The 13779-nt window shown below is 41.3% G+C and carries 12 protein-coding genes and 1 pseudogene; 3 read left to right on the top strand and 10 right to left on the bottom strand.

Annotated features, from left to right (window positions below):
- Positions 1-38: 38 nt before the first annotated feature.
- Positions 39-998 (bottom strand): glutathione S-transferase family protein, encoded by a 960-nt coding sequence (locus AC0L6H_RS14360; protein WP_473389768.1) that lies wholly within the window; start codon positions 996-998, stop codon positions 39-41.
- Positions 999-1167: 169 nt separating this feature from the next.
- Between AC0L6H_RS14360 and tcdA the strand changes: the two genes are divergently transcribed.
- On the top strand, positions 1168-1941 hold the full coding sequence (tcdA, locus tag AC0L6H_RS14355) for a tRNA cyclic N6-threonylcarbamoyladenosine(37) synthase TcdA (protein WP_473389767.1): 774 nt from the start codon (positions 1168-1170) through the stop codon (positions 1939-1941).
- Positions 1942-2290: 349 nt separating this feature from the next.
- Here tcdA and AC0L6H_RS14350 read toward each other — a convergent pair whose 3' ends face one another.
- Positions 2291-2932 carry a hypothetical protein gene (locus tag AC0L6H_RS14350; protein WP_473389765.1) on the bottom strand — a complete coding sequence of 214 codons (642 nt, stop codon included), beginning with the start codon at positions 2930-2932 and terminating at the stop codon, positions 2291-2293.
- Between the two features lie 123 nt (positions 2933-3055).
- On the opposite strand from AC0L6H_RS14350, the gene AC0L6H_RS14345 reads away from it, so the two are divergent.
- Entirely contained in the window at positions 3056-3958 is a 903-nt protein-coding gene (locus AC0L6H_RS14345) for a LysR family transcriptional regulator (RefSeq protein ID WP_473389764.1), read from the top strand.
- Between the two features lie 39 nt (positions 3959-3997).
- Here AC0L6H_RS14345 and AC0L6H_RS14340 read toward each other — a convergent pair whose 3' ends face one another.
- From AC0L6H_RS14340 to proB, 4 genes and pseudogenes are all read right to left on the bottom strand, one after another.
- Complete coding sequence (locus AC0L6H_RS14340; RefSeq protein ID WP_473389763.1) at positions 3998-4465, bottom strand: DUF2919 family protein; 468 nt, start codon at positions 4463-4465, stop codon at positions 3998-4000.
- A gap of 101 nt (positions 4466-4566) precedes the next feature.
- Positions 4567-5478 (bottom strand): class I SAM-dependent methyltransferase, encoded by a 912-nt coding sequence (locus tag AC0L6H_RS14335; RefSeq protein ID WP_473389762.1) that lies wholly within the window; start codon positions 5476-5478, stop codon positions 4567-4569.
- A gap of 110 nt (positions 5479-5588) precedes the next feature.
- Positions 5589-6836: a glutamate-5-semialdehyde dehydrogenase gene (locus AC0L6H_RS14330; protein ID WP_473389761.1), complete on the bottom strand. Its 1248-nt coding sequence runs from the start codon at positions 6834-6836 to the stop codon at positions 5589-5591.
- Positions 6833-7935: pseudogene (proB, locus tag AC0L6H_RS14325) on the bottom strand (glutamate 5-kinase). Before proB ends, AC0L6H_RS14330 begins: the two are co-directional and overlap by 4 nt.
- Positions 7936-8290: 355 nt before the next feature.
- On the opposite strand from proB, the gene rimO reads away from it, so the two are divergent.
- Positions 8291-9703: a 30S ribosomal protein S12 methylthiotransferase RimO gene (gene rimO / locus AC0L6H_RS14320; protein ID WP_473389760.1), complete on the top strand. Its 1413-nt coding sequence runs from the start codon at positions 8291-8293 to the stop codon at positions 9701-9703.
- A 9-nt stretch (positions 9704-9712) separates the two neighbouring features.
- Here rimO and kdsB read toward each other — a convergent pair whose 3' ends face one another.
- The 4 genes from kdsB to msbA all read right to left on the bottom strand — a co-directional run bounded on the left by kdsB (position 9713) and on the right by msbA (position 13762).
- A complete protein-coding gene (kdsB, locus tag AC0L6H_RS14315) occupies positions 9713-10468 on the bottom strand; it encodes a 3-deoxy-manno-octulosonate cytidylyltransferase (RefSeq protein WP_473389759.1) in 756 nt (251 codons plus the stop codon).
- An 89-nt stretch (positions 10469-10557) separates the two neighbouring features.
- On the bottom strand, positions 10558-10764 hold the full coding sequence (locus AC0L6H_RS14310; protein WP_473389757.1) for a Trm112 family protein: 207 nt from the start codon (positions 10762-10764) through the stop codon (positions 10558-10560).
- Between the two features lie 85 nt (positions 10765-10849).
- Entirely contained in the window at positions 10850-11917 is a 1068-nt protein-coding gene (gene lpxK, locus AC0L6H_RS14305; RefSeq protein ID WP_473389756.1) for a tetraacyldisaccharide 4'-kinase, read from the bottom strand.
- Positions 11918-11959: 42 nt separating this feature from the next.
- Positions 11960-13762, bottom strand: a complete 1803-nt coding sequence (gene msbA / locus AC0L6H_RS14300; protein ID WP_473389755.1) for a lipid A export permease/ATP-binding protein MsbA — start codon at positions 13760-13762, stop codon at positions 11960-11962.
- Between the last annotated feature and the right edge of the window lie 17 nt (positions 13763-13779).

The raw sequence follows: 13779 nt of genomic DNA, 5'->3' as shown, positions 1-13779 counted from the left end.
GCTTTGCTGCCATTTACGCAATCACTTCGGTAGTGCAACTATAGTGCGTCTCGATTATGTGGTGCCTGTAAATCCATAAGTGGGCCTTCTGGCACGACTTGCGTAGGGTTGATCATGTCGTGGCTAAAATAATAGTGGCGCTTAATATGATCAAAGTTAACCGTGTCGGCTATTCCCGGCATTTGGTATAACTCTCTCATATAAGCACTCATTGCGGGATAATCCGCGATACGTTTTAAATTGCATTTAAAGTGCCCCACATATACCGGGTCAAAGCGAATAAGGGTAGTAAATAGTCGCCAATCGGCTTCTGTCAGTTGGCTACCCGTCAAATAGCGTTTTGTTGTGAGAATTGATTCTATCTTATCAAGTGCATCAAAAAGTGCTTTTACTGCTTCTTCGTATGCACCTTGACTCGTTGCAAAACCCGATTTATACACGCCGTTGTTTATCTTCGGATAAACAAATCCATTAATTTCATCAATTGTGCTCTGCAAGCTTTTAGGGTAATAATCATCATGATTTTGCGTAAGCTCATTAAACGAGCTGTTAAATATACGAATAATATCCGCCGATTCGTTATTCACAATCTTGTGTGTTTTTTTATCCCATAACACCGGCACCGTTACCCGCGAACTAATTTCTGGTGTATCTTTTGTGTACAATTGGTGCATAAAATCGAAACCGTAGAGATGATCCTCAGTAGCCCCTTTGTACTGACCAAATTCCCAGCCATTTGACAGCATATTAGGGCTGACAATTGATACACTAATATGCGATTCTAACTCCTTTAACTTTCGGAAAATCAAAGTTCTATGGGCCCACGGACAAGCTAATGATACATATAAATGATAACGGTTTGATTCTGGCGCAAACGGCGCATCTACCTCACTTGAGATTGTATGCCTAAAAGCAGAATCTTGACGAACAAATTTGCCATTAGACTTTTTGGTGTCGTACCATTGGTCTTGCCATTTACCTTCTACTAATAATCCCATTGTGATTTCCTCGTATTTGTATATGGTGCATAAACTGTCGATGAGAGCGTTGTTAGTTCATACTTTATCGCCAGCTATTTAGTTTTATTATTAAAGCATGCAATATCGAGAAAGAATATTGCTATAAATTAACAATACCTTTCTATTAATTAGAAAGATAAGAGGTCCTATGTCATATCAACAACGTTTCGCTGGTCTTTCTCGTTTATACTCTGAAAAAGGCTTGGCGAGTCTACAACAAGCAAAAGTATGTGTTGTCGGTATTGGTGGTGTTGGTTCGTGGGTAGCTGAAGCACTTGCCCGTTCGGGTGTGCAGCATATCTGTTTAATTGACTTAGATGATATATCTATCAGCAATGTAAATAGACAAATTCATGCCTTAAGCTCTACCCTGCATCAAAGTAAAATTGAGGTGATGGCGGCTAGAATTCAAGAAATCAATCCAGAGTGTGTTACTCAGCTTATCGAGGATTTCATAACCCCAGATAACGTAAGCGAATATATTAACAATGAATTTGATGTGGTTATTGATGCTGCCGACAGTGTAAATGCAAAAGCCGCAATGATCGCGCATTGTAAGCGCAATAAAATTAAGATTATTTGTATTGGTGGTGCAGGTGGACAATGGGATCCATTACTAATTACCAAAGGCGACTTGGCGAAAACGATTCAAGATCCCCTGCTAGCCAAAGTTCGCTCGCAACTGCGTCGCTTTCATCACTTTAGTCAAAATACAAAACGAAATTTTGGTGTAGAATGTATCTATTCTACTGAACAATTAAAATACCCTACTAGCGATGGTAATGTTTCACAACAAAAACAAAACAGCCAAGGCGCAGGCAAAATGGATTGTAGTACTGGCTTTGGCGCATTTGTAGGCGTAACAGCAAGCTTTGGCTTAATCGCCGCCAGTCGCGCGATAGCGTACATCGTAAAAATTTAATTATCGATTTTTCTGCGCTTATTCTTCGCTTGGCATTACAAATTTCCGATGTGCCGCTGAGCGCCATTTTCAGAGCAAGTAAACCACATTCTTAGTCATCCTTGCGAAGGCATAATACTGATCACACAAGCACGAGTCCTAACAAGCGTCGTTATCGCGAAGGCAAGAATCTATAGAATCACGCACAAAAACGCAGGCTTATATCGGATTAACTAAGCTTTTGAGGAGATACTCGCCTTCGCGAGCATGACGATGACGATTGGCGTGAAACGCGTAAGCGAACCACATTATTCAAAAGCAAGGACCTCTCAAACCTTAGTAAAATCTAAACATACTAAGCTCTGGAACACTAATTTTGCTGCGCCAAGCGGTGTTTTTTGAAATCTAAAAACAAGGCAATGGCAAGCCAAATTGAGATGACACTAAATAACATATAGGTGTTTTCGGCCATAGCCATCACTTGCTCGCTCAATACCGCCGTTCCTGCAATTAGCAGTAAATAATAAGGGAGATTAAATAAACCCGCTAAGGCGACAATCTTAATGGATTTTCGATGCGCTCCTTGCGCAAACATAAAAAATGCAAGCGAGTTGATATGTATCATTGCTAGCAACAAACGCGATAATTTACTGGGATTGTGGTCGTTGTCTTCTTTATTTTTACTGTAGCGCCCCAGACAATAATTGATTATGCTTCCTAAGGTTGCTGCCCCGACCATCGCGAGCGTAAGTAAAGCGATATCTTTTGTGCTAGGATTTGCACCAACAACGATAACCACCGCAAAAAATTGACCAGGAAAATAAAAGCCAATATAAATTATTGATTCAAGTAAAATAATCAGAAATATTACCCAGTAAATATCCTCTCTATAGGAGGACTTTATGAGTTCAAGTAATTCAGCACCCGGTGGAATAAGCTCGAAGTTAACGAGAGTTGCTATCAGCAACAATGCAAATAAAGCGCTGAACGGCAAAATTGACGCATATTTCATATTTAGACTTTTTAATTAAATAGTAAGTTAGAATACTCTATGCTGAGCGTATCGGATTACATTGGTACTGTTACTATTTTGTAATTTAGTTTTATTGAGTATCGCAAAATAAGGATTAACAAGGTGTATCGTCCCAAAAGCACTGTTGAACAATGGCGCATACTACAGGCAGTTGTGGATTTTGGCGGCTATGTGCAAGCGGCCAATGCACTTAACAAAAGTCAGTCATCCTTAAATCATGCCGTTTCTAAACTTCAAGCTACCCTTGGAGTGCAATTGCTTGAAGTTAAAGGACGTAAAGCAGTGCTGACCGAAGCCGGCGAAGTTATGCTCAGACGCTCTCGTGACTTGACGCAACAAGTAGAATCGTTAGAGCAACTCGCCCTTAATATACGGCAAGATTGGGAGCCAGAAATCATTTTGGCAATCGATATGGCTTTTCCAAGAGCACCTCTGTTTAAGGCTCTAGCAAGCTTTTTAGAACGTAGTAGAGGTAGTCGTATTACCATTTTAGATACGGTATTAACGGGCAGTAAAGAGGCGGTTATCAATAAATCGGCTGATCTAGTCATTCTTATGGAAGTGCCAAAAGGCTTTATAGGTGAACCCCTATGCAATGTCGAATTTGTATTGGTTTGCCATCCGAAACACGCCTTAGCGGTAACCCCTCAAGATATTGATTCGAGTACTTTGGCGCAATATCTGCAAATAGTCATAAAGGATTCTGGAAAACAGCCTCAAGAGACCAGTGGCTGGTTGAAATCAGAGCATCGCTGGACGGTTAGCCATTTTGATTCAGCTATTAAACTAGTGCAGCAAAACTTAGGATTTTGCTGGTTACCCACACATGAGGTGGCAGAGCTTATTAAAACTGGCGAATTGGTACAATTAAGCTTAAATGGCAGTGCCTTTAAACAATATACTGCATGTTTGGTGTGTCCTAAACCTGACGAAACAGGACCGGGAACAAAATTGCTTAGCACGCTTATTTTGCAGTATCGACAAATAGATACTCCTTCTTTTTGAGAATTCAATAATAAGCCAAGGCTATCTATGAGCGAGATTTTAAGGCGATGTCCAATCAGTCACTAGGTTTGCCATGTAATGACTTTGCTTCATGTATAGCAGGCCGCAGCTAACAATTAGCAGTGATATGCCATGCGTCATTGAGAAACGGAAATCTATTTCCTTTAAAGTATAAATTTGAATTAGTCCATCAAGTATTAATGCCATATATAAGCACCAAGGTAACCACCTGAACCATGAAAAGCGTTCCTTTTCCCACAGTATGGTGCGTTTGCTCACAAAATATAAGGCGATTAAGGCTGGCAATATCGGTACGAGTGAGAGATAAAAATGAAAAGGCAAAGGATAAAATACTCTCAACAAGCGCTCACTATCTTCTCTAAATGATAATGAGATAATTAGCACAACTAAACCACGACACACAAACAATAATAAAAGATATGTAAATATTGGCGGTTTCATGCGACCGGCTTCATCATAATAATGGAGTGGATATTTTAACTGCATCGTTAAGTTTGACTAAATTAAGACCTAAACTAAAAGTGAGGGTATATTACAACAAAAAGACCAGCATTGCGTGCTGGCCTTGCTTGCTGTGAATAATGGGATTAGTGGCTCAATATTGCACCCTGTTTTTTGAATAATAAGGTCATTCGATCACTTTCACCTATTTCATTCATGTTGGCAAGCTTATCAGTATCATCACCAACGCCGTTTAAGCTTGGCGGTAAACGCCAAACAATATCATCACTAGTCGGCTTATCTTTTGGGTTTGCGTTAATTTCACTTGTCATTAATAATTCGAAACCGGCATCTTCGAAAGCCTTAATTACAGCGCTTTGTTTCAAATAACCAGCGCTTCCGTCAGCCCAATCATCAGAAGCATCTTCAGGAGCACGATGCTGCACTACACCCACAAGTCCATCGGGTTTCAAAAGCGCATGAGCAACTTTTAGGGCTTGGGTAAGTGTGCCTGCTTTTTCTTCAAAGCGATTTAGATTGTGCAATGCACGTATAAATAGCACGCGGTCTAATTTTCCATTTGCAGATTTTGGCGCCGTAGCAAAGGTAAATCCACTACTGTGTATACCATTGTCGGTAAAACCCTCAACCATCGCGGGAAACTCTGCCGTCCGTTTTGACATTTCAATGATTCGGTCTTCGCTGAAAAAACCAAACATTGCCCACATATTGTCATTGTAATTAATTCCATGTAGCGCGCCTTCTTGGCCTAAATAGCTGGCCAATATTTTGGTATACCAGCCGTCACCGGGCAATGCTTCTGCCACTTGCATACCAGGTTCAACATGGAAAAAAGATAAGGTTTGAACTGGATGTCTAAATTTGTCTCGAGCTCTATCTTCAGCGTTTCTGTCTAGCACTATACCTTGCAACAATTCATTTCCACCATGGGCAAGGACTGCAGTGTTAAGCGTTAATATTGCAAGCAAAGTACTAGGCACGATGAAAAGCGCGCTTAAGGTCTTAAAAGAAAAATGTTTGGAAGCTATAGTTAACATGATAAACCTCTTATTTTTATATTTACCCGTAACAATAGCATAGAAGATATCGAGAAACACAGAAACGAAAAAGGGGCAATAATTATTGCCCCTTTTAATCTAAAAAAACTCTATTCTCTTATTTGCCCACTACCATTGACTAGATATTTTTCTGCGGTCAATGATTCTAAGCCCATCGGTCCATAAGCATGCATTTTAGTGGTCGCAATACCTATTTCTGCGCCTAAGCCTAGTTGGCTGCCATCAGAAAAACGAGACGAAGCGTTTACCATAACCACTGACGAATCCACACATTGCTGGAACAATGTACTTGTTCCTTCATTTTCAGTGCAAATGACTTCAGTATGGTGGCTGCCAAAACGGTCAATGTGCGCTATCGCACCTTCAACGTCATTCACGATTCTAACCGCGATTTCTAGGCCTAAGTACTCGTAACCGAAGTCATCATCATCTAGCACAGTTGGCGAATCAAAATAGCCTGAACTTGCACGGCAGCAATTTATTTTTACGCCGGCTTTTGCTAAGACTTCACTCACTTGAGGCAAGAAGTCAGCGGCAATGTCTTTATGAACGAGTAAGCCTTCTAGCGCATTACATACGCCGGTTCGTTGTGTCTTTCCATTCAACAACAAATTAATTGCTTTATCAAAATCGGCATCTTTATCAACATATAGATGACATACGCCTTTGTAATGTTGGATAACGGGAACTAAGCTATTTTCGCTTACAAAGTTGATAAGCCCTTCGCCACCGCGCGGAATGATGACGTCAATGTAATCTTTTTGTTTCATCAACTCGAGCATTAACGAACGGTCTGGGTTAGGCACAACCGTTATTATCGCTTCTGGCAGACTGTGCGCACGCAATACGCTCTGCATAATCTCAGCAATGGCTTTTGACGAAGCCAGTGCTTCTTTTCCGCCGCGTAAAATAATTGCATTGCCTGACTTAAAGCAAAGCGCTCCAGCGTCTGCCGTAACATTTGGACGTGCTTCATAAATCATACAAACGACGCCCAAAGGGATGCGCATCTTAGATATTTTAATACCATTGGGCCGAGTTGTAATATCGCGCGTTTGTCCTACTGGATCAGGCAGGCTTGCGACGACTTCAATACCTTCAGCCATAGATTCGATGCGTTCTTCGTTTAATAATAGACGATCAAGCATCGCGTCATCTAACCCGTCTTGATGTGCCGACTTCATGTCTTGTTCGTTGGCGCTTAAGATTGCACTACTTTGTGCTCTTAATGCATTCGCCATTTCTCGCAAAATCGTGTTTTTTTGTTCTTCGCCTAATCTTATTAGGGATTTAGCTGCCTTTGCCGCTTCTTGCGACAAACTAGTTATGATGCTCATGAGTTCTCCAGCACCGCCATGTGCTCATCTGAAATAATAGAATCGTGCAATAACGATGAATTTTTATCTAATTTACTGCGAATATCTTGATCCGCCAAATAGTTTAATAAACAACTACTATAATTAGCAGTCGCTTTTGCTATTTTATTCCCTTCGTCATCGCGTAGCAATATGGTATCACCTACTCCAAATTCGCCTTTTACAGACATAATTCTATCACTCGTTACAGCCTCTTGATATTCATCAGCATCGTTAAGCGGCTCACTTACAATAATTTCGCCACGTTCTTTCACTGTATGGGTCATCCAGTGCAAGCCTGCAGATAGAGGCTTAGTATGCGCTAGAAAGTGTGTACCTGGGTTGTCACCCGCGGCCAATCGTTCAAACGATATCGGATCGAATCCATCTACAACATAGGTATCGATACCGTGGCTTGTTGCTTTTTCTGCAGCTTCTATTTTTGTGTACATGCCACCTGTACCCTGCGCACTTGTCGCCCCGCCTGCCATAGAGAAGATATTGTCATCAATCTCATCGACTGTTTTTATTTTTTGGCATCAGCATGTGTTTGAGGGTTTTTATCGTATAAACCATCAACATCGGTGAACATTATGAAAGCGTCAGCGTCAACTGAGGTTGCAACCATAGCAGCAAGATTGTCATTATCGCCGACTCTTCGGTCGTCAGATGTTACAGTATCATTCTCGTTTACTATTGGCAGAACATCGTGCGCAAGCAATGCATCAATGGTGTCGCGAATACTGTCAAAACGCTCTTTATTGCGTAAATCGTCATTGGTTAACAATAGTTGTGCCGATGGAAAGTCAAAGAGTCTATCCCATACTTCCATCATATCAGTTTGGCCAGCGGCAGCCATTGCTCGCTTAAGTGCGACCGAAGGTTCGCTATTACCGAACCATTTGCGGCCAGCAGCCACCGAACCTGACGAGACTAAGACAATCTGTTGCCCGCGCGAACGACATTTAACGATAAATTGCGCTATGGCTAACAAGTTATGTGAACTACAGCCATTGTTCTGGGGGGCAATTAATGCACTCCCTACCTTCAAAACGACTCTCTTTTTGTCAATAATCGACATATTTCCTCTTTAGTAGTTGCTAATCGAATAACACTTAATTTTTTTAATTAGTGTTCTACCTATTATTATGACGAATATAGGGTCGAGTATCAAGGCTGAAAACGGGATACCTTATGTTTTAGTGTTATACAAGGGTATATTTTTGCATTTAATTAGTTTTATATGTAATAGAGTACTATTTATTTACCTCTTGTATTTTTTCATTAACATAAATGTTCATTTACCTAAATTGAGCGAGAAAAATGCATTATTCTTTTCATTGGGGTATTATCCGCGCAATTACTAGAAAGCAACATCGCTATAGCTTGATTCGCGAATTATTCATGGCTTTAGTCATCAGAAAATGGCACCTAAAATGACAGTAAACACCTTTAATCCAAAACAAACAACGACCATGGATATACCGGTCAAAACCCTAAACTCCAGCGTTATGAATAACAATAGTAGCAATGGTCGAATTGGTTTTATTAGCCTTGGATGTCCTAAAAATTTGGTTGATTCAGAGCGTATATTGACGCAATTAAGAACCGAAGGCTATGATGTTGTCCCCAATTACGACAATGCCGATTTGGTCATTGTGAACACCTGCGGATTTATAGATTCAGCGGTACAAGAATCACTTGATACTATTGGCGAAGCGCTGGCCGAAAATGGCAAAGTAATTGTAACCGGCTGTTTAGGCATAAAAGAAGACGATATCAGAGAAGTACACCCCAATGTGTTAGCAGTCACCGGTCCCCATGCATATGAGAGCGTAGTTGATCAGGTTCATCAATTTTTACCCAAGCCCTCGCATAATCCGTTTCTGCATTTGGTTCCCGACCACGGTATCAAGTTAACACCTCGGCACTTTGCGTATTTGAAAATTTCTGAAGGTTGTAATCATCGCTGTACCTTTTGTATTATCCCGTCGATGCGCGGTGATTTAGTCTCAAGGCCAGTAGGTGAAGTATTGAGTGAAGCGAAAAGATTAAAAGCGGCTGGCGTTAACGAGCTATTAGTCATATCTCAAGATACCAGTGCATATGGCGTAGACGTAAAACATAAAACCGATTTTTGGGACGGCATGCCGGTTAAAACCCACATGCAACAACTTTGCGAGCAGCTAGCTGATCTTGATATTTGGGTTCGCCTGCATTATGTCTATCCCTACCCTCATGTTGATGCACTTATCCCGTTAATGGCTGATGGTAAAATATTGCCTTACTTAGATATTCCGTTTCAACATGCAAACAAACGCATATTGCGCTTAATGAAGCGTCCTGGAAGTGCAGATAGAACCGTTGAACGAATTAAAAAATGGCGTGAAATCTGTCCTGATTTAGTCATTCGCTCTACGTTTATTGTGGGTTTCCCGGGTGAAACAGAAGAAGAGTTTGAAGAACTTTTAGACTTTTTAGAAGAGGCCCAGCTTGATCGTGTGGGTTGCTTTAAGTACTCACCCGTCGAAGGCGCTGCGGCAAATCAGTTGCCTGACTCGATTGATGAAGCGGTTAAAGAAGACCGTTTACAACGATTTATGCAAGTACAATCGGCAATCAGTGCGGCACGTTTACAAGCGCGTATCGGTAACGAATATTTTGTAATGGTAGATGAAGTCACCAGTGAAGGTGCCGTTGCCCGTAGTTTTGGTGAAGCGCCTGAAATTGATGGTGTAATCCACATTAATGACGAGCACGAACTCACACCGGGTACGCGCTTATGGGTCGAAATTATTCATGCTGACGAACATGACTTATGGGCTGTACCAAGCGCTGAACAAGATTAACGTAAGGAGCTAGTCTTGCTTATTTAAACGCGCCAAATCCTCGGGAGTATCAACACCATGAGGAGGCGCTTCTTTTGCTATATCTACATGAATATCATAGCCATGATAGAGTACGCGTAACTGCTCTAGCGACTCTATCTTCTCGTAATGGCTGGGACTAAGCTCAATATATTGATGGATAAAAGAAGCCGTGTAGGCATAAATCCCAACATGCCGATAATAGGCATTTTCTTGCATTACTTGTGTGTTTTGTACCCAGTTACGGTCATAGGGAATAGGCGCTCGAGAAAAGTACAAAGCACGACCATTTTTAGCAAAGTTGACTTTCACAACATTGGGATTGTCTAACTCAGATTTATGGCTGATAGGAAAACAAAGCGTCGCCATTTGCATCGCAGGCATATTCGTTTCTTTAGCCAAGTTATCCGCGACTTGTTTAATATTTTCTGGCGGAATAAAGGGCTCATCTCCCTGCACATTAACCACTATCGTGTTTGCTTCAACACCTTCTTTTGTAAGTACTTCAGCGATACGTTCAGTACCCGACTCATGTTGGTCACTGGTATAACAAACCTTACCATTAAATGCTTCTACAACATCACCAATACGTTTATCATCGGTGGCAACAATAACATCCTCTGCTCCAGCCAATAAACTGCGCTCATACACATGTTGGATCATAGGTTTACCCTGAATCAGTGCGAGCGGCTTACCAGGAAAACGAGTAGATCCAAAACGAGCAGGAATAACGACTATAAATGACATATTACGGACCTAAAAAGTAAAGTTGATTATTTAATACACGAGACATAGCAAAAGCAACTACGAAAGAAACGGGCTAAAATCACCCTGCACTAGCGCAGACTTTCTATTTCATCTAATGATAATTCCCTTGCCGTTTCTTCTAATAATACCGGAATGTTATCCTTGATTTGGTATGCGAGGCGATCAAATTTACACACTAACTCAGGTTTATCATTTTCACCTAAAGTGGCTAACACAAGTTCACCCTTGCATGAGGGACAGGCAATAATTTCCAACAACTTTTTATCGAATGCCATTTTATATATTTCCTTTTTTATGTAGTGATCGTCACTTAAAACGTGAACGCAAGCTAACATCGACCTTAGCAATTTGCACGACTTTTTAGTCGGCCTTGTGGTTTTGTGCTAGTTTTGTTTTAACGGTATTCTCGATAAACGTAAAAAATTCATCGTCGATATCCGCGTCAATGCGCAAATACCATGTGTTTTCGTGCGCAAAATGTCTACATTTAATCGCATCTTTCTCAGTCATTAGCACCATTTCACTGCTTGGAATATCACTTTTACTAAAAGCATGATGGTCAGGCTTAGCGATATTTTCATGCGTCTGAATGTCCATGGCGCTGAGTGTATCAAAAAAACGCTTAGGGTCACCAATTCCGGCTATCGCAATCAATGGAAGCTCATTGTTTGCTAAAACGCTTTTAAATTCAGTTAAGTCTAACGTTTGCTTTGTTTTAACGTTCACCCATGAACTTGGTTCTAGGCGCATGTTATAAAATGGTGGCAACGACGCCTTTGCCTCAAAGGTGCTAACACCATCACTTGCTTTTAACATCTGAGGATCAAAGCCAATATTTTGTATAATGGCATTTACCGTAGCCAAACGCCACTTTCCTTCTCGCAACGGCCCCATGGGCAATAAATAACCATTGCCTATACCACGTTTATCAAGCACACAAAGTTCAAGATCTCGCGCCATTGCGTAATGCTGAAGACCATCATCACAAATGATGACGTCTGCAGAAGTGTTCTGTTCTATATATTGAACACCGCGCGCTCGTTTAGGGTCTATCACGGTAGTGACATCTTCGCGCTGAAAAATTAGTGCAGGCTCATCGCCAACAAGGCTTGCGGGATCATTAGTGCCCACTAGATACGGAAATTCAGATTGCATACCCCCGTAACCTCTTGAGAGCACTGCCGGCGAATAACCGCGGCGTCGTAATTGCTTGACCAAGGCAAGTACCAGAGGTGTTTTACCATTACCACCAATACCAATATTACCAACGACGATGACCGCTATATTGGCCTTACTCGACGCCAAAACACCCAGTCTAAAAAGCAAACGTCTACACGCAGAAATCAGATAAAACAATAGCGTAATAGGCGCTAACAACCATACCCAGTGATAATTATTGTACCAAGCCTCTTGAAGCTTATTGAACATAAGAACTATGCACCTTTAAATACACTCATACTTTGCGCATTTTTACTTAGCCGAAAACTGCAGTGCGTGTAGCTGCGCATAGGTACCACCTTGTGCTAGCAAGTCTTGATGACTTCCTTGTTCAATTATCTCACCATTTTCGACAACTAAAATTAAGTCTGCATTTTCAATTGTAGACAGCCTATGCGCCACCACAATACTTGTACGTGACTTTTGTAGCTCGTCTAATTGATGTTGAATGAATTTCTCTGACTCAGTATCAAGCGCAGAGGTTGCTTCATCTAACAATAAAATGGGAGAATCGGCCAAAATAGCTCTGGCAATAGCAATTCGTTGACGCTGACCGCCCGAAAGCATCAAGCCATTCTCGCCCACTAAGGTGTCAAAGCCTTCACTTTGTTGCTTCACAAAATCGGTAACATGAGCCATGTCAGCTGCTTTAATAATATCTTCGCGACTTAATTCACCCTCTTTGCCGTAGGCAATATTATTGGCGATAGTATCGTTAAATAAAATAACTTGTTGCGATACAAGCGCAAACTGTTGGCGCAAACTACGTAATGTCACTTCGCTAATATCTTGTCCATCAAGTAAAATTTGGCCAGAATCTGGCGAATAAAAGCGGGTTAATAAATTTGATAAGGTCGATTTTCCGCTTCCCGAACGCCCAACTAACGCGACCGTTTGACCCGGTTTCACGTTAAAACTGACATTCTTAATCGCTGCTTGTTTTTTCGTTGGATAGGTAAAGGTGACGTTTTGTAAGCTTAATTCGCCCTTTACGCGCGATAGCACGACTTTTCCTGTATCGACTTCGTTTTCTGTATCTAGCACTTTAAAAATACTGGCGCAGGCAGCCATGCCTTTTTGGAATTCAGTATTAACAGTGGTGAGCTGTTTTAAGGGCTTTAACAACATAACCATGCAGACTAATACGTTAATAAAAATACCAACGGTAAGTTCCTCTACCATGCTTGGTAGGCTAGCTGCGAATAAAACGAACGCCAAAGCAACCGACGCAATAATTTGAATGGTAGAGACACTCAATATTTGCGCAGTAACCAGCTTCATGCTTTGTAGGCGATTGTAGTTATTTCTTTGTGCAAACTTGTCAGCTTCTAATTGCTGCCCATCATGCATTAGCACGACTTTATGCCCTTTTACCGCTTGCTCTACACTTGCCGTTAAATTGCCCATCGCCTGTTGAATCGCATTACTGACTTTGCGAAATCGCTTGCTTACAACAGAGACAATCACACCCACAATTGGGCCAATCAGTAAGAAGATAACTGATAGTTTCCAAGACGACATAAACATAACCACAAGCAGTCCTAGCACAAACATGCCATCACGAACTAAGGTCAGCATAGCCTTGCCGGCAGCTCCTCGAACCTGTTCGGTATCGTAAGTTACCTTAGATATAAGGCTGCCTGATGAATTGTGGTCATGATATTCCACGGGTAAATGGATGTACTTTTCGAACAATTCTTGGCGCATTTTCATCACAACTTGCGTGCCTATATACTCTAGAGTGTAGGTACCCATAAAGTTAAAAATGCCGCGTAACAAGAACAAAGGCACAATAAATAGTGCAGCGTTTTTTAGATAATCGTAATTACCTATATTGAGACTTTCGTCAATCAGTGGCCGTACTTCAGAAAAGACAAAAGTGTCGACACCGGCATAGCCAATCATCCCGGCTATCGCAACGCAGAAAAGTAGCTTAAACGGCTTTATATACGCTAAAAAACGACGGAGTACTTCTCGCGATTCGCGCTTCTCGTCTTTTGCACTTTGTTTTTTACTTTTAGCTGATAAGTTTTTATCGACTGAATTTGATGACATTACAAAACAACCTAATT

It is taken from the genome of Glaciecola sp. G7-5, from assembly GCF_055808975.1.
This window is presented reverse-complemented; position numbering and strand designations above follow the sequence as displayed.